This is a genomic window from Streptomyces sp. NPDC029836, assembly GCF_055574495.1.
The window spans coordinates 79,024-105,697 of sequence record NZ_JBVHZI010000005.1; the positions used below are offsets into that span (position 1 = coordinate 79,024).

Genomic DNA, 26,674 nt, shown 5'->3' on the forward strand with positions numbered 1-26,674 from the left:
GCCGGGCCGGGATCCGGTCCGGGTTCAGCAGGGGCGCTTGCGCAGTTCCATCGCGTAGTCGTGCGGGGCGCCCGCGGACTCGGCGGCGTCGGCGATCTCGCCCAGGTACCGCGCCGAGGGCAGGCCGCCCTCGTACCCGTTGAGGACGTACGCCCAGGCGGCCTCCTCGCCGTCGAGCGTGTGCACCCGCACCCGCATCCGGCGGTAGATGTCCATCCCGACGCCCTCCCACCGGTCCATGGAGTCCTCGTCCAGCGGAGCGATGTCGTAGAGGGCCACGAAGACCTGGTGGCGGGGGGCTTCGACGATCGTGGCGAGGGCGCCCTCCCAGCCCATCTGCTCGCCGCCGAAGGTCAGCCGCCAGTCGTTGATCCAGCCCGTTCCGCGCAGCGGCGAATGGGGAGCGCGGCGCGTCATCAGCCGCGGGTCGAGGTTGCCGGCGTACGCGGCGTAGAGCGACATGTGGTCGAGAGTACGGGAGGGCCCGGCCGCCGCGCGTGCCCGGATGGCGGGACCGGGGGCGAAGCACGGCGGAGCGTGCGGGACAATGGGGCACGGAATGCATCCCCCGGGGAGACCCCCCGGAACACCGGCCGGGGCGGCAGCCGGCCGGGTAGACGTGAGGCGGACTTTTCGTGACCCGGATCGTGATCATCGGCGGCGGACCCGGCGGGTATGAGGCGGCCCTGGTGGGGGCCCAGCTCGGCGCGGAGGTGACCGTCGTCGACTGCGACGGTCTGGGCGGGGCGTCGGTGCTCACCGACTGCGTGCCATCGAAGACCCTCATCGCGACCGCCGAGGTCATGACGACCTTCGACTCGTCGTACGAGGAACTCGGGATCGTCGTCGCGGACGACACCCCGCACATAGAACAGGCCGCGCGCGTCGTCGGCGTCGACCTCGGCAAGGTGAACCGGCGCGTCAAGCGCCTCGCGCTGGCCCAGTCCCACGACATCACGGCCTCCGTGACCCGGGCCGGCGCCCGCGTCCTGCGCGGTCGCGGCAAGCTCGGCGGGCCGCAGGGCATCGACGGCACGCGCGACGTCATCGTCACCGCGGCCGACGGCACCGAGACGATCCTCACCGCCGACGCCGTCCTGATCGCCACCGGCGGCCACCCCCGGGAGATCCCGGACGCGATGCCCGACGGGGAGCGGATCCTCAACTGGACCCAGGTCTACGACCTGGAGGAGCTGCCCGAGGAGCTCATCGTCGTCGGCTCCGGCGTCACCGGCGCCGAGTTCGCCGGCGCGTACCAGGCCCTCGGCTCCCGGGTGACCCTGGTGTCCTCCCGCGACCGCGTGCTGCCGGGCGAGGACCCGGACGCGGCCGCCGTCCTGGAGGACGTCTTCCGTCGCCGCGGGATGAACGTCGTCGGGCGCTCGCGCGCCGAGTCCGCCAAGCGGGTCGGCGACCGGGTCGAGGTCACGCTGTCCGACGGGCGCGTCATCACCGGCACGCACTGCCTGATGGCCGTCGGCGCGATCCCGAACACCAAGGACATGAACCTGGAGGAGTCCGGGGTCCGGCTCAAGGAGTCCGGGCACATCTGGACCGACAAGGTCTCCCGTACCTCCTCGCCCGGCGTGTACGCGGCCGGCGACGTCACCGGCATCTTCGCGCTGGCCTCCGTGGCCGCCATGCAGGGCCGGATCGCGATGTACCACTTCCTCGGTGACGCGGTGACCCCGCTCAACCTCAAGACGGTCTCCTCCAACGTCTTCACCGACCCGGAGATCGCCACCGTCGGCTACACCCAGGCCGACGTCGACTCCGGGAAGATCGACGCCCGCGTGGTGAAGCTCCCCCTGCTGCGCAACCCGCGCGCGAAGATGCAGGGCATCCGCGACGGCTTCGTGAAGATGTTCTGCCGCCCGGGCACCGGCATCGTCGTCGGCGGCGTGGTCGTCGCGCCCCGCGCGAGCGAGCTCATCCACCCGATTTCGATCGCCGTCGACAACAACCTGACGGTCGAGCAGATCGCAAACGCGTTCACCGTGTACCCCTCGCTGTCCGGTTCGATCGCCGAGGTCGCCCGCCAGTTGCACACGCGCAAGGCCGGCGGCGAGGCGTAGGAACCGACAACCACCCCTCCCCACATGCGGGTTGGGGTGGTCGCAGGGGTGTGATCCGGGGGTCGGTCGGGGCGGGTGAGGTTCCGTCCGGCCGCGTATACCACTTGTCGACCTGTCGTACGGACAACTTCGGTATTCCGGTGCAAGGAGCTGAAAGCAGACGGTCACCCGGGTTACTGTCAGTTTCGTGTTCGCTGCAGAACGTCGCCAATTGATCCTCGAAATGGTGCGGGCCAACGGAGCGGTATCGCTCCGGGAGCTCGCCCGCGTCGTCCAGACCTCCGAAGTGACCGTACGGCGGGACGTGCGGGCATTGGAGGCAGAAGGACTCCTCGACCGCCGGCACGGCGGTGCGGTATTGCCAGGTGGATTCACGCGGGAATCCGGCTTTCCGCAAAAATCCCATCTCGCCACGGCCGAGAAGACGGCCATCGCCGATGTGGCGGCCGGACTCGTCGAAGAGGGCGAGGCCATCGTCGTCGGCGCCGGCACCACGACCCAGGAGCTGGCCCGCCGGCTCGCGCGGGTGCCCGGTCTGACCGTGGTCACCAACTCGCTGCTCGTCGCCCAGGCGTTGGCGCACGCCAACCGGGTGGAGGTGGTGATGACCGGCGGAACCCTGCGGGGCTCCAACTACGCCCTCGTGGGCAGTGGTGCGGAACAGTCCCTCCAGGGGCTGCGGGTCTCCCGGGCCTTCCTGTCGGGCAGTGGTCTGACCGCCGAACGCGGCCTGTCCACCTCCAACATGCTCTCCGCGAGCGTGGACCGGGCCCTGGTGCAGGCCGCCGCCGAGGTGGTGGTCCTCGCCGACCACACGAAGCTCGGCACCGACACCATGTTCCAGACCGTGCCGACGGACGTGATGACCCGGCTGGTCACGGACGAGCCGCCGCCGCACGACGACCGGGCGGGCACCGAGCTCCAGGCACTGGCCGACCAGGGCGTCCAGATCACCGTGGCCGGCGCGGCCGTGGCCTCCGGCGGAGGCCCCGGCGGCGGGGCGGGCGGTGACGGGATGCAGGGGCGCAGGCCCCGGCGCGATTCCCCGCTCCCGGTCCAGCGGCGCGGCGGACCCGGCGCCCTCCGGTCGGCCGCGATGGCCGATCCGGGCGAGCGGGCCAGGGTCGCGGACATGCGCCGACGCTGACCGGACGGGTCGCCCGGCCGCCGCCCGGAAGCGGCGGCCGGGCGACCCGTACCGGAACACCGTCGGGCCCGACGCGGGCCGTGCCGTGGTGCCCGCACGCGCGAAGGCCCCGCCCGGGCGGACCGGGCGGGGCCTTCGTACGCGGCGTGTCGCGGAGGTCAGTCCTTGATCTCGCAGATGGTGGCGCCCGAGGTGACGGAGCCGCCGACCTCGGCGCTCAGCCCGACGACGGTGCCGGAGCGGTGCGCGTTCAGCGGCTGCTCCATCTTCATGGCCTCCAGGACGACGACCAGGTCTCCCTCGTTGACCTGCTGACCCTCCTCGACGGCCACCTTGACGATGGTGCCCTGCATCGGGGAGGCGAGGGTGTCACCGGAGGCGGCCGGGCCCGACTTCTTCGCGGCGCGGCGCTTGGGCTTCGCCCCGCCCGCGGCGGCCGTGCGCGCCAGGGTCATGCCCAGCGAGGAGGGCAGCGAGACCTCCAGGCGCTTGCCGCCGACCTCGACGACGACCGTCTCGCGGCCGGGCTCGTCCTCGGTCTCCTCCGCGGCGGGAGCGACGAACGCCTTGATGTCGTTGACGAACTCGGTCTCGATCCAACGGGTGTGGACCGTGAACGGGTTGCCGCCCGCCGGGGCGAACGCCGGGTCGGCGACGACCGCGCGGTGGAAGGGGATGGCCGTGGCCATGCCCTCGACGTTGAACTCGGCGAGCGCGCGGGCGGCGCGCTGGAGGGCCTGCTCGCGGGTGGCGCCGGTGACGATCAGCTTGGCGAGGAGGGAGTCCCAGGCCGGGCCGATCACCGAACCGGACTCGACGCCGGCGTCGAGGCGCACACCGGGGCCGGACGGCGCGTCGAACCTCGTGACGGTGCCCGGCGCCGGGAGGAAGCCGCGACCCGGGTCCTCGCCGTTGATGCGGAACTCGAAGGAGTGGCCGCGCAGGACGGGGTCCCCGTAGCCGAGCTCCTCGCCGTCGGCGATCCGGAACATCTCGCGGACCAGGTCGATGCCCGCGACCTCTTCGGTGACCGGGTGCTCGACCTGGAGGCGGGTGTTGACCTCCAGGAAGGAGATCAGGCCGTCGGCGGAGACGAGGAACTCGACGGTGCCGGCGCCGACGTAGCCGGCCTCCTTGAGGATGGCCTTCGACGCGGCGTACAGCTCGGCGTTCTGCGCCTCGGAGAGGAACGGCGCCGGGGCCTCCTCCACCAGCTTCTGGTGGCGGCGCTGGAGCGAGCAGTCACGGGTCGAGACGACGACCACGTTGCCGTGGGAGTCGGCGAGGCACTGGGTCTCGACGTGACGCGGCTTGTCGAGGTAGCGCTCGACGAAGCACTCGCCGCGGCCGAAGGCGGCGACGGCCTCACGGACGGCCGAGTCGTAGAGCTCCGGCACCTCTTCGAGGGTGCGGGCGACCTTCAGGCCGCGGCCGCCACCACCGAACGCCGCCTTGATGGCGATCGGCAGACCGTGCTGCTCGGCGAACGCGACGACCTCGTCGGCCCCCGAGACCGGGTCGGGCGTGCCCGCGACGAGGGGGGCCCCGGCGCGCTGCGCGATGTGGCGGGCGGCGACCTTGTCACCGAGGTCGCGGATCGCCTGGGGCGGCGGCCCGATCCAGGTGAGTCCGGCGTCGATGACGGCCTGCGCGAATTCGGCGTTCTCCGACAGGAAGCCGTAGCCGGGGTGAATGGCGTCGGCCCCGGAATCGGCGGCGGCCTGTAGGACCTTCGCGATGTCGAGGTAGCTGGCGGCCGGGGTGTCACCGCCCAACGCGAAAGCTTCGTCTGCCGCGCGGACGTGCAGGGCATCCCGGTCCGGATCGGCGTAGACGGCTACGCTCGCGATCCCTGCATCCCGGCATGCCCGAGCAACGCGGACAGCGATTTCGCCACGGTTGGCGATGAGCACCTTGCGCACGATGGCTCCCTCCTTGAAACAAGCTGAGTTTAGGGATAGTCGACACGGCCTTTCGACCCTTTCCCGGAGGTGAGCTTGCCCACACGGAGCGTGATTCGAGGCAGGCTCTAGTCCGAAAACCCTTGTGTCGCCCCAGGTCAGGGAGATCCCAGACTGCACAGTAACCCTGATGGACGGCGCAGGTCTCTGTTCTCCGGGTCAGCCGCCCCCGTTGATTCTTTGTGGAGTCCCTACGAACGGCCTATGCATTCTTTGCGTGAGAGCCGTCACGGAGGGCCTCCGTAACGAAGCCGCCCCGACCCCTTGTCCGCAGGTTTACTCGTTAGTAGCCTCCAGGTCGTCGAACACGCTCGTGACGTGTGGGGGATGGGGGCGTCGTGCTGCGCAGAATCGTGGCCGGGCTGGCCGCGGTCGTGCTCGTCGCCGAGGCGGCGCTGCTCGTGCTCGTCCACCTGGTGCTGGGCCTGACCACCGCGAACCAGTCGATGTCCATCGCGGGCAGCGACCCGGAACTCATGTCCACGGCCACCTACGCGATGGGCGCCGGAGTCGGCGCGTTCCTGCTGCTGTGCGCCGTCGTGCTCGCCGTCGCCGCCGTACGGGACCGGTCGCCGGGCCGCTTCGGGCGCGTCCTGCTGATCGTCGCGGCCGTCCTGCACGCGTTGCTCGGCACGCTCGCCGTCGGGCTCGCCGGCTGGCCGGTCTGGGGCGCGCTGATGCTGGTCCTGTGCCTGCTCGTGCTGTGCCTGCTGCTCTACGCCGGGACCGCCGGGACCGCCAGGACCGACGGGGACGCCCCCGGCGCCCGGCCGAGGACGCCCCCCGGGCCGGTGGGGGAGGTCAGGCCCACAAGTCCGTGATGGACACGTCCAGTTCGCCCAGCAGGGAGCGCAGCAGCGGCAGCGACAGGCCGATGACGTTGCCCGGGTCGCCGTCGATGCCGTCGATGAACGGCGCGGACAGTCCGTCCAGGGTGAACGCCCCGGCGACGTGCAGCGGTTCCCCGCTCGCCACGTACGCCGCCACCTCCGCGTCCGTGGGCTCGCCGAAGCGGACCGTGGTGGAGGCGGTCGCCGAGACCTGACGGCCGGTGGCGGTGTCGACCACGCAGTGGCCGGTGCGCAGCACGCCCGAGCGGCCCCGCATGGACGTCCAGCGGGCGGTGGCCTCCGTCGCGTCGGCCGGCTTGCCCAGCGCCTCCCCGTCCAGCTCCAGCACCGAGTCGCAGCCGATCACCAGGGCGCCCGCGGCCTCCGGGAGGGCGGCCACCACGGCGGCCTTGGCCTCGGCGAGGGCCAGCGCGAGGGCGGCCGGCTCGTCGTGGTCCAGGGTGTCCTCGTCGAAGCCGCTGACGATCACGTGCGGGGCGAGCCCGGCCTGGCGCAGCAGGTTCAGCCGGGCGGGCGAGGCGGAGGCGAGGACCAGCGGGCGGCGCGGGCCCGCGGGCGGCGCGGGCTGTGGGGTAGCGGTCATGGGGCCATCGTAGGGCGGCTCCGCGGGCCGCCTAGAACGGGGCGACGCCCAGCAGGTAGACGCCCACCACCATCGCGAGGACGAGGACCACGAGCAGGCGCCGGAGCATCGCCTGGGCGTCGCGCATGTCCTCGGGCGGCTCGTCCTTCGGGTCTGACCAGAGCATGTTTCGATCCTGACGCCGGTACGCCGCCGGCGCCTGAGTACGCGTACTCAGGCGCCGGCGTGCGTCCACGCCATCTTCGCCGGGCCCGCTCCCGGGGGACGCGGGCCCGGGTTCAGCCCTGGCCGGGCCAGTACGTACGACCCCAGGCGCGGGGTCCCGGCCGCGGCAGCCTGCGGCGGGCCACCCGGGCCGGCGCGGCCCATTCGTCCGGAACCCGGGGCGCGCCCGACGGGGCCGAGGCCAGCGCCGCCGCGCGCGCTTGGACCACCGCCAGTGCGGCGGCCAGCTCCTCGGGGGTCGGGTTGCCCTTGACGACCTTGATCACCACAGAGTCCTCCTCGGGGGCTTGCCTCGCGGGCTTACAGGGGGATGTTGCCGTGCTTCTTCGGGGGCAGGGACTCCCGCTTGGTGCGCAGCTGGCGCAGACCCTTCACCACCTGCGCGCGCGTCTCGGACGGCATGACCACCGCGTCCACGTAGCCACGCTCGGCCGCCGTGTAGGGGTTGAGCAGGGCGTCCTCGTACTCGGCGATGAGCCGCGCGCGGGTCTCGTCGGCGGTGCCGGCCTGCTCCGCCTCGGCGATGGCCCGCCGGTGCAGGATGTTCACCGCGCCCTGGGCGCCCATGACGGCGATCTGGGCGGTCGGCCAGGCCAGGTTCAGGTCCGCGCCGAGGTGCTTGGAGCCCATGACGTCGTACGCGCCGCCGAAGGCCTTGCGGGTGATGACGGTGATCAGCGGGACGGTGGCCTCGGCGTAGGCGTAGATGAGCTTCGCGCCCCGCCGGATGATGCCGTTGTACTCCTGGTCCGTGCCGGGCAGGAAGCCCGGGACGTCCACGAACGTCAGCACGGGCACATTGAAAGCGTCGCACGTTCGGACGAATCGCGCAGCCTTCTCGGAGGCGTTGATGTCCAGGCAGCCGGCGAACTGCATCGGCTGGTTGGCGACGATGCCCACCGGGTGCCCCTCGACGCGGCCGAAGCCGGTCAGGATGTTCGGCGCGAACAGCGACTGCGTCTCCAGGAACTCCGCGTCGTCGAGCACGTGCTCGATCACGGTGTGCATGTCGTACGGCTGGTTCGCGCTGTCCGGGATCAGCGTGTCGAGTTCGAGGTCGGTCCCGGAGACCTCGGTGTCCGCCTCCTCCGGGAACGCGGGCGGCTCGGAGAGGTTGTTCGACGGCAGGTACGCCAGCAGGGACTTGACGTACTCGATGGCGTCCTTCTCGTCGCCCGCCATGTGGTGGGCGACGCCGGACGTGCTGTTGTGCGTACGGGCTCCGCCGAGTTCCTCGAAGCCGACGTCCTCGCCGGTGACGGTCTTGATGACGTCCGGGCCGGTGATGAACATGTGCGAGGTCTGATCGACCATCACCGTGAAGTCGGTGATGGCGGGGGAGTACACGGCCCCGCCCGCGCAGGGGCCGACGACCAGGCTGATCTGCGGGATCACGCCGGAGGCGTGCACGTTGCGGCGGAAGATCTCGCCGTACATGCCGAGCGCGCTGACGCCCTCCTGGATGCGGGCGCCGCCGGAGTCGTTGATGCCGACGAGCGGGCAGCCGGTCTTCAGCGCGAAGTCCATGACCTTCATGATCTTCTGGCCGTAGACCTCGCCGAGGGCGCCGCCGAACACGGTGAAGTCCTGGGAGAACACGGCCACCGGGCGGCCGTCCACCGTGCCGTAGCCGGTGACGACGCCGTCGCCGTAGGGCCGGGTCTTCTCCAGCCCGAAGTTGGTGGACCGGTGCCGGGCGAACTCGTCGAGCTCTACGAAGGACCCCTCGTCCAGCAGCAGTGCCACCCGCTCGCGTGCCGTCAGCTTGCCCTTGGCGTGCTGCTTCTCCACGGCGCGTTCGGAACCTGCGTGGGTGGCCTCCTCGACGCGGCGCCGCAGATCCGCGAGCTTGCCCGCGGTCGTGTGGATGTCGATCGGCTCTGAGGGTTGGGACATCGGGGTCGCGGCTCCCTGTGTGGTGTCAACTGCCTGGTCAATTGATTGACTGCTGCTGGCTACTGGTGCGTAGCGTATCGGCGGGCATGGCGCTCGGCAGTGCGGCGTTTGACACACCTACATTGACTTGCATGACGCCATCAGATGCTCCAACCGGAGCTTCCGCGGGACGCTGGTCGAGCCTGGACCGTCCTCCCCTCAACACCGCCGCCCTGCGACGCGCCCTCGTGACCGAGGGAGGCCTGTGGACCTCCCTGGAGGTGGTCCCCGCCACCGGGTCCACCAACACCGACCTCGCGGCGCGGGCCGACTCGCTGCCCGAGGGGGCGGTGCTCGTCGCCGAGGAGCAGACGGCCGGGCGCGGACGCCTCGACCGCAGCTGGACGGCGCCGGCCCGGTCCGGGCTGTTCTTCTCCGTCCTCCTCAAGCCGGGCCCGGGCGTGCCGCAGGAGCGCTGGGGGTGGCTGACCCTGCTGGCCGGCGTGGCCACCGCGACCGGGCTGTCCCGGGCGGCGGGCGTGGACACCATGCTCAAGTGGCCCAACGACCTGCTGGTCGGGGTGGACGGCGAGGAGCGCAAGGCCGGCGGCATCCTCGCGGAGCGGGTGGCGGACGGGGTGGTCATCGGGATCGGCCTCAACGTGACCCTCACGGAGGACGAGCTGCCCGTCCCGACGGCCGGTTCGCTGCTGCTGGCCAAGGCGTCGGCGACGGACCGGGACCCGCTGCTGAAGACCGTGCTGCGCGCGCTGGAGCAGTGGTACGGGAACTGGCGCGACGCGGCCGGTGACCCGGGGGTCAGCGGGCTCCAGGAGGCGTACGCGGCGGGCTGCGCGACGCTGGGCAAGCACGTACGGGCGGACCTGCCCGGCGGGCGGACCCTCACCGGAACGGCCGAAGCGGTGGACGCGGACGGGCGGCTGGTGATCCGGACGGTCGAGGGCGAGCGGGAGGCGGTGGGGGCGGGGGACGTGGTGCACCTGCGGTCCGTGCGCTGACCCCGGCGGGGCCTGCCCCTGGTGCGCCGGGGGCGGGTGCGGGTGGTTGCCGGGGGCTCCGCCCCCGGGCCCCCGCGCCGCGAACGCCGGCGGGGCCCGATTCGGCCGGTGTGGCCGGTCGTGGCGCTGGGGCAGATCCGGGGCTCCCCGGTGGGGGAGTGAGCTACGGCACACCTGCCGTATGGTTTAGGCGATCCCGGTCCTCCCGGTGATCACCCGGTTCGGCAGTGCGCGCGGAATGGACAGGAGGCGGCCCTTGACCGTCGACGACCCTACGTCCGGCGCGTCCGGGGCCGGCTCGGGGAGCGGCCCCGGGACCCCCATCGGGCGGGACCAGCACACGCCGCTCCACGAGGTCGACCACACGGCGCAGCCGACGGCCGATCCGTTGGCGATCCGGCTGGAGCAGCTGATCCTGGGCGCCGAGCGGCGGTACACGCCCTTCCAGGCGGCCCGTAGCGCCGGTGTGTCGATGGAGCTGGCCTCGCGCTTCTGGCGGGCCATGGGCTTCGCCGACATCGGCCAGGCCAAGGCGCTGACCGAGGCCGACGTACTGGCCCTGCGGCGGCTCGCGGGTCTGGTGGAGGCGGGACTGCTGTCCGAGCCGATGGCGGTGCAGGTGGCCCGGTCGACGGGGCAGACCACCGCCCGACTGGCCGAGTGGCAGATCGATTCCTTCCTGGAGGGGCTGACGGAGCCGCCCGAGCCGGGAATGACCCGTACCGAGGTCACCTACCCGCTGGTCGAGCTGTTGCTGCCGGAGCTGGAGGAGTTCCTCGTCTACGTGTGGCGGCGCCAGCTGGCGGCCGCGACGGGGCGGGTCGTGCAGGTCGCGGACGACGAGGAGATGGTCGACCGGCGCCTGGCGGTGGGCTTCGCGGACCTGGTCGGGTTCACCCGGCTGACCCGCCGGCTGGAGGAGGAGGAGCTCGGCGAGCTCGTCGAGGCCTTCGAGACGACGGCGGCCGACCTGGTGGCGGCGCACGGCGGCCGGTTGATCAAGACCCTGGGCGACGAGGTGCTGTACTGCGCCGACGACGCGGCGACGGCGGCGGAGATCGCCCTGCGGCTGATCGAGACGATGGAGGCCGATCCGCAGATGCCCGAGCTGCGGGTCGGTATCGCCTTCGGCACGGTGACGACGCGGATGGGCGACGTCTTCGGGACCACGGTGAACCTCGCCAGCCGGCTCACCTCCATAGCGCCGAAGGACGCGGTCCTCGTCGACGGGGCGATGGCCGAGGAGCTCGGGCGGACCGGCGCGGCGCCGCGCTCGGAGAAGTCGGCGGAGCTGGAGGAGGGCGGCGGCGCCTACCGGTTCGCGCTCCAGCCGATGTGGCAGCGGCCCGTGCGCGGACTGGGCGTCGTGGAGCCCTGGTCGTTGACGCGGCGGAAGCCTAAGATCCCCGGGTAACGTTCGTTAACCGGGAGGGTGGCGTGGCTGTGGACGAGGTCCGATTCGGGGAGTTCGTCGCGGTGCGGCGCCACGGCGACGGCGGCGCGGTCGCGGAGCTGGTGCTGGACCGGCCCAAGGCGATGAACGCCGTGTCGACGGAGATGGCGCGCTCGATCGGCTCGGCGTGCGCGGCGCTGGCCGCCGACGCCTCCGTACGGGTCGTGGTGCTGTCCTCGACGCACGAGCGGGCCTTCTGCGTCGGCGCCGACCTCAAGGAGCGCAACTCCCTCTCCGACGCCGAGCTGGTGCGGCAGCGGCCGACCACCCGCGGGGCGTACGGGGGCGTCCTGGAGCTGCCGATGCCCACCGTCGCGGCGGTGCACGGCTTCGCGCTCGGCGGCGGCTTCGAGCTGGCGCTGGCCTGCGACGTCATCGTTGCCGACGCGACGGCCGTGGTCGGTCTCCCCGAGGTGTCCGTGGGCGTCATCCCGGGCGGCGGCGGTACGCAGCTGCTGCCGCGCCGGGTGGGGGCGGCGCGGGCCGCCGAGCTGATCTTCACGGCCCGCCGGGTCGAGGCCGCCGAGGCGCTGTCCCTGGGCCTGGTCGACGCGCTGGCCCCGGCGGGCGAGGACCGTACGGAGGCCCTGGCGCTGGCCGCGCGGATGGCGGCGAACTCCCCGGTCGGGCTGCGCGCGGCCAAGCGGGCGCTGCGGCTGGGCCACGGGATGGACCTGTCGGCGGGGCTGGAGATCGAGGACGCGGCCTGGCGGACGGTCGCCTTCTCGGGGGACCGGGCCGAGGGCGTGGCGGCGTTCAACGAGAAGCGCAAGCCGAACTGGCCCGGGCAGTAACGAGGGCCGCGGCGGGAGCGCGCGCCGCGGGGCGGGCCGGTCCGGGGCCCCGAGGGGAGCGCGCGCCGCGGGGCCGGGTCGGTTCGGTGCGTCGATCGGTGTGGGCGCCGCCGGGCGGGTCGGGCGGGTTCGGAGCGGGCGGCGGAGCCGAATGCCGGGCCGGCCGTCACCGAATCGGGCAAAACTCCCTAATCTGGAGTGATGGGAGTTGACGGGCGGCTCAGAGCCGTCGTGGGCCTCGCGCAGGCCATGGCGGCCGCCTGCGCGCCGCGGGACAGCGTCCGGGCGGCCGCGCGCGGCGCGCGCCTGGCGATGGACGGCTCCTTCGCCGCCATCTCCGCCTGGGAGCGCGAGCGGGGCCGGCTGCGCGTCCTGGTCAACGAGGGGGAGCGGCGGGCCGGGGAGGAGGAGTTCCCCGAGGACGAGTCCTACCCCGTGCACGACTTCCCGGAGATCACCGAGTTCCTCCACGAGCGTTGGGTCGGCGGCGGCGGGCCGCACGCCTGGGTCGAGAGCGCCGTCGGGGAGCGCCCCGGACGGCGGGGCGAGGCGCTGCGCCGGCGCGGCCGGGGCACCTGCGTGGTCGCGCCGATCGTGCTCAGCGGGCGGGCCTGGGGGGAGCTCTACGTCGCCCGGGACGAGGGGCTGCCCGACTTCGACGAGGACGACGCGGAGTTCGCGACGGTGCTCGCGGCCGTCGTCGCCGCCGGGCTCGCGCAGAACGAACGCCTCGAAGAGGCCCGCCGGCTCGCCTTCACCGACCCCCTCACCGGCCTCGCCAACCGGCGCTCCGTGGACATGCGCCTCGACGAGGCGCTGGAGGAACACCGGAGGACAGGGGTCGTGGTGAGCCTGGTCGTGTGCGACCTGAACGGGCTCAAGAAGGTCAACGACACGCTCGGCCACGCCATGGGCGACCGGCTGCTGGAACGCTTCGGCTCCGTCCTCAGCCTGTGCGGCGCGATGCTCGCCGGCACCCTCGTGGCGCGGCTCGGCGGCGACGAGTTCTGCCTCGTCAGCGTCGGACCGCCCGCCGACGACGTCGTCCGCGTCACCGAGGAGGTGTGCCGGCGGGCCGCCGCGCTCGAACTCGGGGAGGGCGTGGCCTGCGGGATCGCCTCCACCGGGGACCCCATCGGGCTCGTCAAGTCCTCCCGGCGGCTGTTCCGGCTCGCCGACGCCGCCCAGTACAAGGCCAAGGCGGCCCGCTCCCCGCATCCGGTCGTCGCGGGCCGCGACACCGCCGTCGTGCGCCTCGCGGACGCGGCCGCGCAGGAGGGCCCGGGCGAGCGGCGCCGGTTCCGCGGCCGGGGGTGAGGGCGGCGCGCGGCGGGTGCGCGCGTAAGGGGCGGTCGCGCTGCCCGATCGTGACGAACTCGGGTGGTGACATGAAGAGATTCAGTCCGTAGGGTGCTGAATATGGATATGCACACTGTCGTGGTGGGGACGTCCGGAACCACCGCCGAGGACGTCATCGCCGTGGCCCGCGGCAACGCGCGGGTCGAGCTGTCCGGCGAGGCGCTCGAAGCCCTCGCCCGCGCCCGCGCCATCGTCGACGCGCTGGCCGCCAAGCCCGAGCCCGTCTACGGGGTCTCCACCGGCTTCGGCGCCCTCGCCTCCCGGCACATCAGCCCCGAGCTGCGCGGCCGGCTCCAGCGCAACATCGTCCGCTCGCACGCCGCCGGCATGGGCCCGCGCGTCGAGCGCGAGGTCGTGCGCGCCCTGATGTTCCTGCGGCTGAAGACCGTGGCCTCCGGGCACACGGGCGTGCGGCCCTCCGTCGCGCAGACCATGGCGGACGTGCTGAACGCCGGGATCACCCCGGTCGTCCACGAGTACGGCTCCCTCGGCTGCTCCGGCGACCTCGCGCCGCTGTCCCACTGCGCGCTCGCGCTCATGGGCGAGGGCGACGCCGAGGGCCCCGACGGCACCGTCCGCCCCGCGGGCGAGCTGCTCGCCGAGGCCGGCATCGAGCCCGTCGAGCTCCGCGAGAAGGAGGGCCTGGCCCTCCTCAACGGCACCGACGGCATGCTCGGCATGCTGATCATGGCCCTCGCCGACCTGGGCACCCTCTACACCTCCGCCGACATCACCGCCGCCCTCACCCTGGAGGCGCTGCTCGGTACGGAGAAGGTCCTCCAGCCCGAGCTGCACGCCATCCGCCCGCACCCCGGCCAGGGCGCCTCGGCCGCCAACATGGCGGCCGTGCTGAAGGGCTCCGGGCTGACCGGGCACTTCCAGGAGGAGTCCGCCCCGCGCGTCCAGGACGCCTACTCGGTGCGCTGCGCGCCGCAGGTCGCCGGCGCGGGCCGGGACACCATGGCGCACGCCGCGACGGTCGCCTCCCGCGAGCTGGCCGCCGCCGTCGACAACCCGGTGGTGCTGCCGGACGGGCGCGTGGAGTCCAACGGCAACTTCCACGGCGCCCCCGTCGCGTACGTGCTGGACTTCCTGGCCATCGCCGCCGCCGACCTCGGCTCCATCGCCGAGCGCCGCACCGACCGGCTGCTGGACAAGAACCGCAGTCACGGCCTGCCGCCGTTCCTCGCGGACGACGCCGGCGTGGACTCCGGCCTGATGATCGCCCAGTACACGCAGGCGGCCCTGGTCAGTGAGATGAAGCGCCTCGCGGTGCCGGCCTCGGCCGACTCGATCCCCTCCTCCGCCATGCAGGAGGACCACGTCTCCATGGGCTGGTCGGCCGCGCGCAAGCTGCGTACGGCGATCGACAACCTGACCCGGATCATCGCGATCGAGCTCTACGCGGCCACCCGGGCCATCGAGTTGCGCCACGGGCTGACCCCGGCGCCGGCGAGCCGGGCCGCCATCGGCGCGGCGCGCGCGGCCGGGGTGCAGGGTCCCGGGCCGGATCGTTTCCTCGCCCCCGACCTGGCCGCCGCCGACGCGTTCGTGCGCGCGGGCGGGCTCGTCGCGGCGGTGGAGCCGGTGACGGGTCCGCTGGCCTGACGGTCGGCGCACCGGACACGGGAAGGGGCCGGGCCCCGGGGAGCGCTCCCCGGGGCCCGGCCCCTTCCCGTTCCGTCCGACGCGGCTACGGGGTGCGGGAGCGGCGTACGGAGAAGGTCACGAACCCGGCGCCCAGACCCAGGCAGAGGGTGCCGCCCAGGACGTACGGGGTGGTGTCCGTACTGCCGGTGTCGGCGAGCGTGAGGGTGACCGTGGCGGTCCGGTCCCCGGAGTCGGCGTCGTCGGACGGGCCGGACCCGGTGGCGTCGTCCCCCGCGGGGACGCCGCCCACGGTGCCGGTGTTGGCGGCGGCGGGGCCGCCGGAAGAACCCGTCGTGTTCCGGTCCGGAGCGGTGGCGTTCGCCGAGGGAACGAACCAGAGGACGGCGAGGAGGGTGGTCGCTCCGAGAGCGGTGAGCAGCGGTCGACGTGCGGACACGGTGCGATCCCCCTTGTGGCAGCAGCGAATTGGCCGTGTGCGCCGATGCTAGTGAAGAGGGCGGGTCGTGGGAAAGTCGAGGCTGTCGCGGGCTTACTCTCCGTCGTATGAACCCTTCTGAGACATCACGATACGTACGACTTCGGGTGGATTTGGTGCTCGAAGTCTCCGACTCCGAGGCACTGATCGGCGCCGCGCTGGGCCACATCAAGGCGGACGAGTTCATGCCGGACGAGGAGCGCGGCCACGCCGAGGCGGCCGTCCGGCAGGACGAATCCGAGGCGCTGGCCTACCTGGTGGACCCGACGGACCTGGTCGCGGAACTGCCCGGAATCGAGCTGGCACAGGCGTCCTGGAGCAGTGAACCGGTCGAATACGACCCCGAGTCCCTGGAGTGGGACCTCGACGAGGAAGATGGGGACTTCGAGGAAGAGGCGGACAACGCCTGACCGTGGGGTTGCACACATTCGAACGGAGTGTGGAACCGATCCGCGTTGTTAACGCGTTGTCAGGACGAGCAGGGGGTGATGCCCCCTGCCCGGCCCAATCCCGGGAATGCAGCCTCGGGGTTTCCGGCAACGATGGAGTGACGTGTGAGGACGTACAGCATGCGGCGGAAAAGGTCCCTGGTGGCCGTATCCGCCGTGCTCGGCGGCGTACTGATGCTCTCGGCCTGCAACGACGGGGGTACCGAGAAGCCTCAGGGCAGCGCGGGAACGGGCAAGGCGCAGGCGGACGTGGACGCGGCGGCGGCCAAGGACGCTTCCAAGGCGAAGATAGAGATCACGCCCAAGGACGGCTCCACCAACATAGCCCTGAACGACGCGGCGACCGTCACCGTCGGTGACGGCAAGCTCACCCAGGTCGAGTTGAAGAGCTCCGAGGGCGCCGTGGTGGCGGGCAAGATAGCCGCCGACGGCAAGACCTGGAAGCCCGACGCCGCACTCAAGCGCTCCACGAAGTACGCGCTGGCGGCCACGGCGAAGGACGAAGCGGGGCGCGAGGCGCACGAGAACGCCTCGTTCACCACCCTCTCCCCGGAGAACAGCTTCGTCGGCTCGTTCGTCCCGGACGAGGGCCAGACGGTCGGCGTGGGCATGCCGGTCTCGATCACCTTCAACAAGGCGATCAAGGACCAGAAGGCCGTCCAGGCGGCGATCACGGTCAGCTCCAGCAGCGGCCAGGAGGTCGTCGGTCACTGGTTCGGCAACCAGCGCCTGGACTTCCGCCCGGAGGAGTACTGGAAGGCGAACTCCACGGTCACCCTGAAGCTCGCGCTCCAGGGCGTGCAGGGCGCGCCCGGCATCCAGGGCGTGCAGAACAAGACCGTGACCTTCAAGGTCGGCCGGAGCCAGGTCTCCACCGTCGACGTGACGGCCAAGACGATGACGGTCACCCGGGACGGCGCGGTCCTCAAGACCATCCCGATCTCGGCGGGCTCCCCGGACAACCCCACGTACAACGGTCAGATGGTGATCTCCGAGAAGTTCAAGGAGACCCGGATGGACGGCGCCACCGTCGGCTTCAAGGGCAATGACGGCAAGGGCGAGTACGACATCAAGGACGTCCCGCACGCGATGCGGCTGTCCACCTCCGGCACGTTCATCCACGGCAACTACTGGGGCGCCGACTCGATCTTCGGGAAGGTGAACACCAGTCACGGCTGTGTCGGTCTGAACGACGCCAAGGGTGCGAACGACCCGGACCAGCCCGGCGCGTGGTTCTTCGACAACTCGCTGATCGGCGACATCGTCACCGTGAAGAACTCCCCGGACAAGACCATCAAGCCGGAGAACGGCCTCAACGGCTGGAACATGAACTGGGCGGAGTGGAAGGCCGGCTCGGCCGCCTGACACCCCGTGTGAGCGCCGCCGACGGCGCCGCGCGTCCGACCCGCGAACGGCGGGGAGCCCGTGAGGGGCTCCCCGCCGTCCGCGCGTCCGCGCCGGTCGCGGCGGTGGCCGGTCCGCGTGACGGGGACGGCACGGCCTAGGGTCGGGGCATGACGAAGATCGAGACGCTGACCGTGCCCCCGACCGACGCCGAGGTGGACACCTGGTGGGCGGTGCAGGTCTCCGCGCACGCGACCGACACCGCCGCGCTGCCCGACGTACCCGCCCCCACCCGGGCGGAGACGGCCGGGCGGCTGCGCGTCCCGTCCGGGCGGGGCCGGTTCGCGCACTGGGCGCAGGCCGACGGCGAGGGCCACGCCGCCCTGCTGCTGTTCACCGAGGAGGGCAACACCCACACCGCGTTCCTCGACGAGCTGACCGTGCGCCCCGACTCCCGCCGCCGGGGCGTGGGCAGCGCCCTGTGGGAGCGGGTGCGCGCCGAGCTGATCGACCAGGGCCGTACCTCGGTGTCCACCGTCGCCGACACGGGCGGGCCCGCCCAGGCCTTCCTGGAGGCCGCCGGCTTCGTCAACGTGCTGCCGATGGCCTGGTACGTACAGGAACTCGGGCAGGACCCGGCGGCCGAGGCCGACCCCGACGTCTCCGGGTACGAGCTGCTCACCTGGGCCGGTCTGGTCCCCGACGCCTGGGCCCCGGCCGCCGCCGCGGCCCACGGGGCGATGGAGGACGCGCCCTCCGGCGACGGCGACGAGCGGTTCACCGCCTGGACGCCCGAGCGGGTGCACGCCGCGCAGCGGCTCGTCCTGGACCGCGGGGGGAAGCTGCTGATGGTCGCCGCCGTCACCGCCGCCGGGGAGATCGCCGCGTACACGGTGCTCGTGCTCCCGGATCCGGACGGGACGCGCGCCCTCCAGTACGACACCGTCGTCGTCCCCGCCCACCGGGGGCGCGGTCTGGGCCGCGCCGTCAAACTGCGGATGCGGGCCGAGGCGGCCGTACGGTACCCCGCGCTGCGCCGGATCGGGACGACCGTCGCCGACGAGAACACCCCGATGCTGGCCGTGAACGAGGCCCTCGGCTACCGGCGCGAGCGCGGCGCGGCCGTCTTCCGGCTGACGCTCTGACCCCTGACGGCGGGCCCGCACGGCACGGGCCCGTCCGTCAGGCGGGCTCCTCCGTGCGCGCCGTCCACGACCCGGGGGCCGGCCGGGCGGACCGGGTCGGCGCGGCCGGCGCCGCCGGCGTCGGCTCGTGGGCCGGCGCCGACCAGGACGACAGCAGCCGCAGCGCGTCCGCCGACGGGGATCCCGGCACCGCGTGGTAGGTCACCAGGAACTGCGCCGGGTCGTCGGGCAGCGCCAGCGTCTCGAACGGCAGCACCAGCTCGCCCACCACGGGGTGCCGCAGCCGCTTCACCCCGTGCGTCTTCTTGTCCGCCACCGTGTGCGCCGCCCACAGCCTGCGGAACTCCTCGCTCTTCACGGACAGCTCCCCGACCAGCACGGACAACTGCTCGTCGTCCGGATACTGGCCCGCGTACATGCGCAGGTTGCTCACGACCTCGCAGGCCCGGCACTCCCACTCCGCGTACAGCTCGGACGTCGCCGGGTCGAGGAACACCAACCGGACCAGGTTCCGCTCCGCCGGGGGCAGCGCCCCGAAGTCGCCGAAGACGGCCGCGGCCAGCCGGTTCCAGCCGATGACGTCCTGCCGCCGCCCCACCAGGTACGCCGGTACGCCCTCCATCGCCTCCATCAGGCTCCGCAGCTCCGGGCGGACCTGCTGCGGGCGCCGCGAGCGGCTCCGGCCGCGGGCACGGGGGCGCGCCAGGTGCGTCAGGTGGTCCGATTCCGTACCGTCGAGCCGCAGCGCCCGCGCGATGGCGTCCAGCACCTCCGCCGACACGTTCTGTCCGTGCCCCTGCTCCAGCCGCGTGTAGTACGCCACCGACACCCCGGCCAGCTGCGCCAGCTCCTCGCGGCGCAGCCCCGGAACCCGCCGGTGCCGGCCGTAGTCGGTCAGGCCGACGTCCTCGGGGCGCAGCCGGGCGCGGCGGCTGCGCAGGAACTCGCCCAGTTCGGCTCGCTGATCAAGCTGGTCCATACCGCCAGTATCCCCGGGCGGGACACCGGACGGCGCGACGAGCCTGACCCCGCCAAGGGTAGGTTCGCCAGTCCTAGGCACGGCAGGGGGCTGGGTGGGCGGCCCGGACGGGGGCAGGGTGGAAGTACCGCAGTACGGACGTCGTACCCCGACGTCACCCCCACGACGTCACAGCCCGGCGTCCTCGTCAGAGGAGATCACCCCATGTCCGTCACCCAGGTCCCCGCCTACGCCGCCCCCGCCGCGAAGGCCCCGCTGGAGCGCACCACCGTCCCGCGCCGCCCGGTCGGCGAGCACGACGTCCTCATCGACATCAAGTACGCCGGCATCTGCCACTCGGACATCCACCAGGCCAACGACGGCTGGGGCGAGGGCATCTTCCCGATGGTCCCGGGCCACGAGATCGCCGGCATCGTCACCGAGGTCGGTTCCGGCGTGACGAAGTTCGCCGTCGGCGACCGGGTGGGCGTGGGCTGCTTCGTGGACTCCTGCCGGGAGTGCGAGTACTGCCTGCGCGGCCAGGAGCAGTACTGCGTCAAGGGCATGACCGGCACCTACAACGCCGTCGACAAGAAGGGCGAGCCCACCTACGGCGGCTACTCGACCCACATCGTCGTCGACGAGAACTACACCCTGCGCATCCCCGACGGCGTCGAGCTGGACGTCGCCGCGCCGCTGCTGTGCGCGGGCATCACCCTGTACTCGCCGCTGCGGCACTGGCAGGCGGGCCCCGGCAAGAAGATCGCGATCGTCGGCCTCGGCGGGCTCGGCCACATGGGCGTGAAGATCGCCGCCGCCCTCGGCGCGGAGGTCACCGTCCTGTCGCAGAGCCTGCGCAAGAAGGAGGACGGCCTGAAGCTGGGCGCCGCCCACTACTACGCGACGAGCGACCCGAACACCTTCGAGGAGCTGGCCGGCACCTTCGACCTGATCGTGTCCACCGTCTCCGCGCCGCTCGGGCTCGACCGCTACCTGGCCCTGCTGAAGGTCGACGGGGCGCTGGTGAACGTCGGCGCGCCGGAGGAGCCGGTCGAGCTGAACCTGTTCTCCGTCATCGGCGGCCGCAAGACCCTCGCCGGTTCGATGATCGGCGGCATCCCCGAGACCCAGGAGATGCTCGACTTCTGCGCCGAGCACGGTCTGGGCGCCGAGATCGAGGTCATCTCGGCGGACCGGATCAACGAGGCGTACGAGCGGGTGCTGTCCAGCGACGTGCGCTACCGCTTCGTGATCGACACGGCGACGATCTGAGGCGGAGGCCGCGTGACGTGTGACGCGTGACGTGTGCGGGGGAGCGGGGTCCGGGCGGTCGGGCCCGGACCCCGTGTCACACGCTTTTCACGTCCCGTGCATGGCTTCGGCGGGGTCCGGCTGTCGATGATCTCCTCACCGACCCGTCGCCGCCGAGGAGTTCACGATGCCCAGCCGCCGCCACTTCATCGCCGGATCCGCGGCGGCGGTCGGGCTCGCCGCACTGCCCCAACTGCCCGCCGCGGCCGCGGAGCCGGTCGCCCCGGCCGTGCCCGGGGGCGCTCCGAACCTCGTGGTGGTGCTGGCCGACGACCTCGGGTACGGCGACCTCTCCCCGTACGGCCAGAAGCTGATCGCCACCCCGCGCATCGGGCAACTCGCCGCGGAGGGGCTGCGATTCACCGACGCGTACGCGGCCGCCGCCGTCTGCGCGCCCTCCCGCGCCGCCCTGCTGACCGGACTGCACACCGGGCACGCCGCCGTCCGCGCCAACCCGGGCAGCGGCGGCCAGGCCGGCCTCGGCGCCGGGGACACCACCTTCGCGGAAGTGCTGCGGGCGCGCGGCTACCGTACGGGCCTGTTCGGCAAATGGGGCTTCGGCCCGGAGACCGCCGACCAGCCGAGCCACCCGCTGGCGCGCGGCTTCGAGCAGTTCTACGGCTACATCGACCACGGACACGCCCACCAGTACTACCCGTCGTACCTGTGGCGCGACGGCGTCAAGGAGCCGGTCGCGGCGGGCACCTTCGCCCCCGACGCCATCGCCGCGCGCGCCCTCGACTTCATCGACGCGCACGCGGCCGGGCCCGATCCCTTCCTGCTCCTCCTCACCCCGAACCTGCCGCACGCGCCCAGCGAGGTCCCGGACCTCGGCGCGTACGCCGCGAAGCCCTGGAGCAAGGCCAACAAGGCGCACGCCGCGCAGATCGGCCTCCTCGACGCGCAGGTCGGAGCCGTGATCGACCGGCTCCGGGCGCGCGGGATCGCGGACCGCACGGTCGTCCTGGTCGCCTCCGACAACGGCCCCCACGAGGAGGGCGGCGTGGACCCCGACCTGTTCGACGCCAACGGCCCGCTGCGCGGCTACAAGCGCAACCTGTACGAGGGAGGCGTCCGGGTCCCCCTGATCGCCTGGGGCCCCGGCCGGATCGCGGCGGGCACCACCAGCGCCCGCCCCACCCCGCTGCACGACCTGCTGCCCACCCTCGCCGACCTGGCGGGCGCCCCGGCGCCCACGGACATCGACGGCCTCTCCGCGGCCCCCGTCCTCGCCGGCACGCCGGCCCTGGCGCCGATCCACTCCCACCTGTACTGGTACCGGGACGAGCAGGGCGTCACCTCCCGGGCCGACGCGCAGGACGGCGGCCGCGCCAAGCGGGTCGCCGAGGCCATCCGCAAGGACCGCTGGAAGGGAGTCCGGTTCGCCCCCGGGCGGGACCGCGACGCCCCCGACGCGCAGTGGCGGTTCGAGCTGTACGACCTGACGGCCGACCTCGGCGAGCAGCGCGACGTGGCGGCGGCGAACCCGTCGGTGGTCGCCTCCCTGACGACGTTGCTGCGCGCGTCCTGGGCGCCGACCCGTCCGCGCCGGGCCTGGGGCCTGACGGCCGTCCCGGACGCGGACGGCGCCACCGTCACGACCCGGCTCGCGAACGGCGCCGCCCGGGCCTGGCCGGACGCCCGGGTCGCGCTGACCGTCCCGGCGGGCTGGACGGCGACCCCGACCGGCCCGGTGACGGCCGCCTCGCTGGCCCCGGGGCAGACCCTGACCACGGTGTGGGCGGTGACCGGCCCCGCGGCGGCGTCCGCCCTGCTGACGGCCTCCGCGACCACGTCCGCGTACCGCTTCTCGGTGCCCGTCCGCTTCACCCCGCTGCCCGCCCCGCCCACCAAGGACGGGTACCTCAGCGACCTGCCGTGGGTGTCCGCCGCCAACGGTTGGGGCCCCGTCGAGGTGGACCGGTCCAACGGGCGCAAGGAGGCGGGCGACGGCACCCCGATCGCGTTCGGCGGGGTGACGTACGCCAAGGGGCTCGGCGTGCACGCCCCGTCGGAGGTCGTCTACCACCTGGGCGGGCGCGCGGCCCGCTTCACGGCGCTGGTCGGCATCGACGACTTCTCGAAGCAGCAGTCGGCGGCCGGCGCGACCCGGGCGGTGGTCCGCGCCGACGGCCGCACCCTGCTGACCACGGGCACCCTCACGGGAGCGAGCGGCCCCACCGCGATCGACCTGGACGTCACCGGGGTGCGCCTGCTCCACCTGGTGGTGGAGGACGCCAACGGCAACTCCGCCTTCGACCACACCTCGTGGGCCCGCGCGCACGTCACCGTGCGCTGACCCCGTCCGGAGCGGCGGGCCGGGTGTGCGACCCGCTCGCCCCGGCCGGGCGGCGCGGCGCCGACGACCGCCGAGGCCGTCAGCTCGATCCGGATGCCCCCACGGGCCCCGCAGGACCCGGCACGGGCGGTACGCGGACCGTCAGGCGTCCGGGGACGGGGACGGGGACGGGGACGACGGGGCCGCGGCCACGCCGATCGGGCAGGAGACGCCCGTGCCGCCGATGCCGCAGTAGCCGCCCGGGTTCTTGTCGAGGTACTGCTGGTGCTCCGGTTCCGCGGGCCAGAAGGGGCGCTCCGCGGCGGGCAGGACGGCCGTGGTGATCCCGCCGTGTCCCGACGCGGTGAGGACGCGCTGGTAGCCGGCGAGGGAAGCCTCGGCCGCGGCCTGCTGGGCGGGGGAGTGGGTGTAGATCGACGAGCGGTACTGGGTGCCGACGTCGTTGCCCTGGCGGAAGCCCTGGGTCGGGTCGTGGGACTCCCAGAACAGCTTCAGGAGGGTCTCGTAGGAGACGAGCGCCGGGTCGAAGACCACGCGGACGACCTCGGTGTGCCCGGTCAGGCCGGAGCAGACCTCCTCGTACGCGGGGTTCTCGGTGAAGCCGCCCTGGTAGCCGGCCAGGGTGGTCCACACCCCGGGGGTCTGCCAGAACTTGCGCTCCGCGCCCCAGAAACAACCGAGGCCGAAGTCGGCCGTTTCGAGGTGGGCGGGGTACGGGCCGGTCAGGGGGTTGCCGAGGACGGTGTGGCGCTCCGGCAGGGCGAACAGCGGGTGCGCGCGGCCCTTCAGGGCCTCCTCGCGGGTGGGCAGCTCGGGCGTGCGGCGGTACGAGAACATGGATTCCCTCCTTGTGGTCCTGACAACGGTCGGGGGCGGGCCGGGATTCCCCGACCCGCCCCCGGCGTGCGGCGTACGACGTGCGATCCGCTCAGTCCTCGTCCTCCAGCAGGGTCACCCGCACCGCCCAGTCGCGGGCGTACAGGTAGCGCTGCTTCGGGTTGCCCGCGTAGTACCAGGGCATCGCGCCGATGTGGCCGTCGATGTGCCGGAACTGCTCGACGGCCTCCGCGTCCCGGTCCTGCCAGAACAGCAGGTACGCCAGCAGGTGGCGCAGCTCGACCGCGCGGGTGTCGGCCGGGTCGGCCGCCGCGAGGTCGACGAGGGCCTCGTCGACGGCGGTGCGCACCTCGGGCCCCGTGAAGAAGTCCTCCGCCGCGAGGTCGTCCTCGTAGTTCTCCTGTTCGACGTAGGCGATCAGGGGCAGCATCGACAGCAGCTCGCCGGGGGCCGCGCCGGCGGCCGCCTTCCGGGCGAAGGCGAGGGACGCCTCGTGCGAGCCGCGCCACTTGCGGGCCCAGTACTGCATGGCGTTGGTGTGGGCGCTCAGCAGCTTCGGGGCGCGCGCGACGATCTCGGCCCACAGCCGCTCGTACCGCTCGTGCGGGTACATCAACCCCAGCGCGACGGCCTGTTCGACCAGGTACGGGACCGGGTCGGCCGGGTCCGCCAGCTCCTGCGCCTCGTGGACGGCGGCCTGCGCCGTGCCCAGCAGCTGGTGGAACAGGTCGAACTGTTCCGAGGAGGTGTGGCGGGCCCACGCGGAGCCCCGCACCTCCCAGGCGACGAGGACGGCGTTGTCGGCGTGGACGGTGGCCGCCGCCGGGTCCCCGGGCCGGGCCGCGCGCCAGGCCGTCAGCCAGGCGTCGTCCTCGACGGCCGCCTCGGCGAGGGCGCGGACCCGGCGCCAACGCAGCTCCCAGTCGGCGCCGGCGCCTTCGAGCCAGGCCGCCCCCGCCTCCCAGTCCCCGGACCGGACGGCGGCCAGGGCGGCCGTCCGCTCGGCCGGCACGGGCGCGGCGTTCTCGGTGTCCAGCCGGTCCTCCGGTACGAAGCCCAGGGCGACGACAGCGGCCGCCGTCCCGGCCTTGGCGTCGGCCTTGAGGGTTTCGGTGCGGGCGCGCAGTTCCGCGCCGGCCGACTCCAGGCCCTCGATCCGCTCGGTCAGTCCGCGGGCCTTGCGGATGAGGTGGAAGCCGCGGGCGACGTAGAGGGCGCCGGCGAGGAGCAGGGTGCCCAGGACGAGGAGGATGATCACGGGGCGAGCACCAGCTTCCGCAGCGGTTCGGTGTCGCACGGGTCGGCGACGGCCGCGTCCAGGGCGGCCTTGAGACGGTCCTCGAAGTCGCCGGCCGGGTAGGCCAGGCCGGCCGAGTCGGACCAGGACAGCTGCCAGCGGGCGGTGCCGCGGGCCGTGAGCTCGGTGGTGACGAGCTGGTTCAGGATCCGGCGGAAGGCCGGGCGGGCGAACTCGCGGGCCGCGCGACCGGTGGCGGCGGCCGCCTGCTCCGAGGTCGGGAACCGCTCGGCGAGCCGCCACCGCAACTGCGGGTCGGCGTCGACGGCGTCCAGCAGGGGCGCGAGGCCGTCACCGGCGCCCTCGGCGGCCACGGCCTCGCGGATCTCCCCCGAGCCCTGGCCGACGTACAGGGTCATGCTCTCGTGCACGAGGTCCGGCCAGTCCAGCCGCTTGAGGCCGAGGGCCTCCGGGCTGAGGACGACGGGCTCCAGGGCGGCCATGGCCGCGTCCGCGTCGGACAGCAGCTCCAGCGACGGGCGGGCGGCCTGACCGGCGCGGCCGTCGTCGGGCAGGGCCTCGATGCGGGCCACCCGCTCGGCGAGCGCGGGGTGCGAGTCGTACGGGGAGGTGGGCTCGGTCGACAGCTCGGCGCGCAGCTCGTCCAGCTGCTCGGAGCGGGCGTCCAGGAGCCGGCGGAAGCCGCCGAAGACCTGCCCGGGCAGCGGCAGCAGTCCGGCGTTGACGCCGAGGGTGGCGTAGGAGCCCATGTAGAAGTCGTGGGCGTCGCCGAGGGCGTTCAGCTCGCGCAGCGCGGAGGCGGTGGCGTCGCGGCCCGCGACGCGTACGGCGGCCAGGTCGGCGGCCAGCTCCTGACGGCGGGCGCCGGAGAGGGTGGCCCGCATGTAGAACTTGGCGTACGCGGTGTAGATCCGGGCCATGGCGCGGTAGGTCAGGCCCTCGCCGGTGGTGTCGACCTCCTTGGCCTTCTTGCCCTTGGCGGTCCGCTTCTCGGCGCGCTTCTCCTGCTTGGCGCGTTCCTTGGCCACCTTGGTGTCGGCGCGGTCGTGGAAGTGGCCGATGGTGCGGATCAGCTGGGCGCGACCGCGGGCGATCAGCGGGGTGAGGCGGGTGTCGAGGTTGGCGTAGTGGCCCATCTCGTGGGCCAGGACGGAGCGCAGCTGCATCTCGTCCAGGCCGCTCATCAGGGGCAGGCCGAGGTAGAGCCGGCGGGTGCCGGGCAGCAGGCCCAGCATCCGGGACTCCTCGGCGACGGCCGCGTTGACCTCGTCGATCAGCAGGATCTCGTCGGGGGCGCGGGTGCCGACCTGAGCGGCGATCTCGCGGACGGCCTGCCACAGCACCGGTTCCCGCGCCTCGGTGACGGGGACGCCCGGCAGCGGGTCCGCCGTGGGGGTGCGGAGCATGAACATGCCGCGCACGATCGGGATCGCGAGGACCACCGAGACGATGACGAGCTTGCCCGCCAAGGCGCCGTGCAGCCAGGTCATGCCGGCCCAGTCGAGCAGGCCGAGGAGGCCGAGCAGGATCAGGCCGAGCAGGTAGAAGCCGGCGAGCAGGACGAGCGCGCGCAGCGCGCGAAGTGAAGCGCCCATAAGGACAGGTCCCCCCAGGGGATGGAGAAGTGGAGCGGGTGATGACGGGC

The 26,674-nt window shown here is 73.2% G+C and carries 24 protein-coding genes; 13 read left to right on the plus strand and 11 right to left on the minus strand.

Annotated features, from left to right (window positions below; genetic code table 11):
- Positions 1-24 precede the first annotated feature (24 nt).
- Positions 25-462 carry a gamma-glutamylcyclotransferase family protein gene (locus tag ACZ4XJ_RS16865; protein WP_362879850.1) on the minus strand — a complete coding sequence of 146 codons (438 nt, stop codon included), beginning with the start codon at positions 460-462 and terminating at the stop codon, positions 25-27.
- A 173-nt stretch (positions 463-635) separates the two neighbouring features.
- On the opposite strand from ACZ4XJ_RS16865, the gene ACZ4XJ_RS16870 reads away from it, so the two are divergent.
- A complete protein-coding gene (locus ACZ4XJ_RS16870) occupies positions 636-2,075 on the plus strand; it encodes an NAD(P)H-quinone dehydrogenase (RefSeq protein ID WP_362879851.1) in 1,440 nt (479 codons plus the stop codon).
- A 187-nt stretch (positions 2,076-2,262) separates the two neighbouring features.
- A complete protein-coding gene (locus tag ACZ4XJ_RS16875; RefSeq protein ID WP_362879852.1) occupies positions 2,263-3,222 on the plus strand; it encodes a DeoR/GlpR family DNA-binding transcription regulator in 960 nt (319 codons plus the stop codon).
- 158 nt (positions 3,223-3,380) lie between these two features.
- Here the strand turns inward: ACZ4XJ_RS16875 and ACZ4XJ_RS16880 are convergent, their stop codons facing one another.
- On the minus strand, positions 3,381-5,144 hold the full coding sequence (locus ACZ4XJ_RS16880) for an acetyl/propionyl/methylcrotonyl-CoA carboxylase subunit alpha (protein WP_362879853.1): 1,764 nt from the start codon (positions 5,142-5,144) through the stop codon (positions 3,381-3,383).
- A gap of 377 nt (positions 5,145-5,521) precedes the next feature.
- Between ACZ4XJ_RS16880 and ACZ4XJ_RS16885 the strand changes: the two genes are divergently transcribed.
- Complete coding sequence (locus ACZ4XJ_RS16885) at positions 5,522-6,004, plus strand: hypothetical protein (protein ID WP_468496603.1); 483 nt, start codon at positions 5,522-5,524, stop codon at positions 6,002-6,004.
- Here ACZ4XJ_RS16885 and ACZ4XJ_RS16890 read toward each other — a convergent pair.
- The 4 genes from ACZ4XJ_RS16890 to ACZ4XJ_RS16905 form a co-directional block, all read right to left on the minus strand.
- Positions 5,985-6,617 (minus strand): nucleoside triphosphate pyrophosphatase, encoded by a 633-nt coding sequence (locus ACZ4XJ_RS16890; RefSeq protein WP_383992506.1) that lies wholly within the window; start codon positions 6,615-6,617, stop codon positions 5,985-5,987. The genes ACZ4XJ_RS16885 and ACZ4XJ_RS16890 overlap by 20 nt on opposite strands.
- A gap of 31 nt (positions 6,618-6,648) precedes the next feature.
- The gene (gene mmpB, locus ACZ4XJ_RS16895) at positions 6,649-6,783 is read right to left on the minus strand and encodes a morphogenic membrane protein MmpB (protein ID WP_362879856.1); all 135 of its coding nucleotides are present in this window, start codon (positions 6,781-6,783) and stop codon (positions 6,649-6,651) included.
- Positions 6,784-6,895: 112 nt separating this feature from the next.
- Positions 6,896-7,108 carry an acyl-CoA carboxylase epsilon subunit gene (locus ACZ4XJ_RS16900; protein WP_362879871.1) on the minus strand — a complete coding sequence of 71 codons (213 nt, stop codon included), beginning with the start codon at positions 7,106-7,108 and terminating at the stop codon, positions 6,896-6,898.
- Between the two features lie 34 nt (positions 7,109-7,142).
- Complete coding sequence (locus ACZ4XJ_RS16905) at positions 7,143-8,738, minus strand: acyl-CoA carboxylase subunit beta (protein WP_362879857.1); 1,596 nt, start codon at positions 8,736-8,738, stop codon at positions 7,143-7,145.
- 131 nt (positions 8,739-8,869) lie between these two features.
- On the opposite strand from ACZ4XJ_RS16905, the gene ACZ4XJ_RS16910 reads away from it, so the two are divergent.
- The 5 genes from ACZ4XJ_RS16910 (at position 8,870) to hutH (ending at position 14,950) form a co-directional block, all read left to right on the plus strand.
- Positions 8,870-9,736 (plus strand): biotin--[acetyl-CoA-carboxylase] ligase, encoded by an 867-nt coding sequence (locus ACZ4XJ_RS16910; RefSeq protein ID WP_362879858.1) that lies wholly within the window; start codon positions 8,870-8,872, stop codon positions 9,734-9,736.
- A gap of 256 nt (positions 9,737-9,992) precedes the next feature.
- Positions 9,993-11,150 (plus strand): adenylate/guanylate cyclase domain-containing protein, encoded by a 1,158-nt coding sequence (locus tag ACZ4XJ_RS16915; protein WP_362879859.1) that lies wholly within the window; start codon positions 9,993-9,995, stop codon positions 11,148-11,150.
- Between the two features lie 29 nt (positions 11,151-11,179).
- Positions 11,180-11,983, plus strand: coding sequence for an enoyl-CoA hydratase/isomerase family protein (locus ACZ4XJ_RS16920; protein WP_362879860.1), 804 nt, complete (start codon positions 11,180-11,182; stop codon positions 11,981-11,983).
- A 201-nt stretch (positions 11,984-12,184) separates the two neighbouring features.
- The gene (locus tag ACZ4XJ_RS16925) at positions 12,185-13,300 is read left to right on the plus strand and encodes a GGDEF domain-containing protein (protein WP_383992495.1); all 1,116 of its coding nucleotides are present in this window, start codon (positions 12,185-12,187) and stop codon (positions 13,298-13,300) included.
- A gap of 108 nt (positions 13,301-13,408) precedes the next feature.
- A complete protein-coding gene (gene hutH, locus ACZ4XJ_RS16930) occupies positions 13,409-14,950 on the plus strand; it encodes a histidine ammonia-lyase (protein ID WP_468496760.1) in 1,542 nt (513 codons plus the stop codon).
- An 85-nt stretch (positions 14,951-15,035) separates the two neighbouring features.
- Here the strand turns inward: hutH and ACZ4XJ_RS16935 are convergent, their stop codons facing one another.
- Positions 15,036-15,389: an LPXTG cell wall anchor domain-containing protein gene (locus tag ACZ4XJ_RS16935; protein ID WP_468496604.1), complete on the minus strand. Its 354-nt coding sequence runs from the start codon at positions 15,387-15,389 to the stop codon at positions 15,036-15,038.
- 107 nt (positions 15,390-15,496) lie between these two features.
- Between ACZ4XJ_RS16935 and ACZ4XJ_RS16940 the strand changes: the two genes are divergently transcribed.
- The 3 genes from ACZ4XJ_RS16940 to ACZ4XJ_RS16950 all read left to right on the plus strand — a co-directional run bounded on the left by ACZ4XJ_RS16940 (position 15,497) and on the right by ACZ4XJ_RS16950 (position 18,366).
- Positions 15,497-15,838: a hypothetical protein gene (locus ACZ4XJ_RS16940; protein ID WP_388888455.1), complete on the plus strand. Its 342-nt coding sequence runs from the start codon at positions 15,497-15,499 to the stop codon at positions 15,836-15,838.
- Positions 15,839-15,997: 159 nt separating this feature from the next.
- Complete coding sequence (locus ACZ4XJ_RS16945; RefSeq protein ID WP_468496761.1) at positions 15,998-17,242, plus strand: L,D-transpeptidase; 1,245 nt, start codon at positions 15,998-16,000, stop codon at positions 17,240-17,242.
- Between the two features lie 149 nt (positions 17,243-17,391).
- On the plus strand, positions 17,392-18,366 hold the full coding sequence (locus tag ACZ4XJ_RS16950) for a GNAT family N-acetyltransferase (protein ID WP_362883054.1): 975 nt from the start codon (positions 17,392-17,394) through the stop codon (positions 18,364-18,366).
- A gap of 37 nt (positions 18,367-18,403) precedes the next feature.
- Here the strand turns inward: ACZ4XJ_RS16950 and ACZ4XJ_RS16955 are convergent, their stop codons facing one another.
- Positions 18,404-19,345 (minus strand): helix-turn-helix transcriptional regulator, encoded by a 942-nt coding sequence (locus tag ACZ4XJ_RS16955; protein WP_468496605.1) that lies wholly within the window; start codon positions 19,343-19,345, stop codon positions 18,404-18,406.
- Positions 19,346-19,549: 204 nt separating this feature from the next.
- On the opposite strand from ACZ4XJ_RS16955, the gene ACZ4XJ_RS16960 reads away from it, so the two are divergent.
- Positions 19,550-20,596: an NAD(P)-dependent alcohol dehydrogenase gene (locus ACZ4XJ_RS16960; RefSeq protein WP_468496606.1), complete on the plus strand. Its 1,047-nt coding sequence runs from the start codon at positions 19,550-19,552 to the stop codon at positions 20,594-20,596.
- 166 nt (positions 20,597-20,762) lie between these two features.
- Complete coding sequence (locus ACZ4XJ_RS16965) at positions 20,763-22,934, plus strand: sulfatase-like hydrolase/transferase (RefSeq protein WP_468496607.1); 2,172 nt, start codon at positions 20,763-20,765, stop codon at positions 22,932-22,934.
- Between the two features lie 141 nt (positions 22,935-23,075).
- Here ACZ4XJ_RS16965 and msrA read toward each other — a convergent pair whose 3' ends face one another.
- The 3 genes from msrA to ACZ4XJ_RS16980 all read right to left on the minus strand — a co-directional run bounded on the left by msrA (position 23,076) and on the right by ACZ4XJ_RS16980 (position 26,624).
- The gene (gene msrA / locus ACZ4XJ_RS16970; RefSeq protein ID WP_362883046.1) at positions 23,076-23,771 is read right to left on the minus strand and encodes a peptide-methionine (S)-S-oxide reductase MsrA; all 696 of its coding nucleotides are present in this window, start codon (positions 23,769-23,771) and stop codon (positions 23,076-23,078) included.
- A 91-nt stretch (positions 23,772-23,862) separates the two neighbouring features.
- Positions 23,863-25,029 (minus strand): hypothetical protein, encoded by a 1,167-nt coding sequence (locus tag ACZ4XJ_RS16975; protein WP_468496608.1) that lies wholly within the window; start codon positions 25,027-25,029, stop codon positions 23,863-23,865.
- Positions 25,026-26,624: a M48 family metallopeptidase gene (locus tag ACZ4XJ_RS16980; protein WP_468496609.1), complete on the minus strand. Its 1,599-nt coding sequence runs from the start codon at positions 26,622-26,624 to the stop codon at positions 25,026-25,028. The genes ACZ4XJ_RS16975 and ACZ4XJ_RS16980 overlap by 4 nt, the downstream gene beginning before the upstream one ends.
- Positions 26,625-26,674: the final 50 nt, after the last annotated feature.

Bases quoted from the DNA above. Each gene is read 5' to 3' on its own strand.
- ACZ4XJ_RS16865 (WP_362879850.1), bottom strand. From the start codon at position 462: ATGTCGCTCTACGCCGCGTACGCCGGCAACCTCGACCCGCGGCTGATG.
- ACZ4XJ_RS16890 (WP_383992506.1), bottom strand. From the start codon at position 6,617: ATGACCGCTACCCCACAGCCCGCGCCGCCCGCGGGCCCGCGCCGCCCG.
- mmpB (WP_362879856.1), bottom strand. From the start codon at position 6,783: ATGCTCTGGTCAGACCCGAAGGACGAGCCGCCCGAGGACATGCGCGAC.
- ACZ4XJ_RS16905 (WP_362879857.1), bottom strand. From the start codon at position 8,738: ATGTCCCAACCCTCAGAGCCGATCGACATCCACACGACCGCGGGCAAG.
- ACZ4XJ_RS16910 (WP_362879858.1), top strand. From the start codon at position 8,870: ATGACGCCATCAGATGCTCCAACCGGAGCTTCCGCGGGACGCTGGTCG.
- ACZ4XJ_RS16925 (WP_383992495.1), top strand. From the start codon at position 12,185: ATGGGAGTTGACGGGCGGCTCAGAGCCGTCGTGGGCCTCGCGCAGGCC.
- hutH (WP_468496760.1), top strand. From the start codon at position 13,409: ATGCACACTGTCGTGGTGGGGACGTCCGGAACCACCGCCGAGGACGTC.
- ACZ4XJ_RS16940 (WP_388888455.1), top strand. From the start codon at position 15,497: ATGAACCCTTCTGAGACATCACGATACGTACGACTTCGGGTGGATTTG.
- ACZ4XJ_RS16945 (WP_468496761.1), top strand. From the start codon at position 15,998: ATGCGGCGGAAAAGGTCCCTGGTGGCCGTATCCGCCGTGCTCGGCGGC.
- ACZ4XJ_RS16950 (WP_362883054.1), top strand. From the start codon at position 17,392: ATGACGAAGATCGAGACGCTGACCGTGCCCCCGACCGACGCCGAGGTG.
- ACZ4XJ_RS16955 (WP_468496605.1), bottom strand. From the start codon at position 19,345: ATGGACCAGCTTGATCAGCGAGCCGAACTGGGCGAGTTCCTGCGCAGC.
- ACZ4XJ_RS16960 (WP_468496606.1), top strand. From the start codon at position 19,550: ATGTCCGTCACCCAGGTCCCCGCCTACGCCGCCCCCGCCGCGAAGGCC.
- ACZ4XJ_RS16965 (WP_468496607.1), top strand. From the start codon at position 20,763: ATGCCCAGCCGCCGCCACTTCATCGCCGGATCCGCGGCGGCGGTCGGG.
- msrA (WP_362883046.1), bottom strand. From the start codon at position 23,771: ATGTTCTCGTACCGCCGCACGCCCGAGCTGCCCACCCGCGAGGAGGCC.
- ACZ4XJ_RS16980 (WP_468496609.1), bottom strand. From the start codon at position 26,624: ATGGGCGCTTCACTTCGCGCGCTGCGCGCGCTCGTCCTGCTCGCCGGC.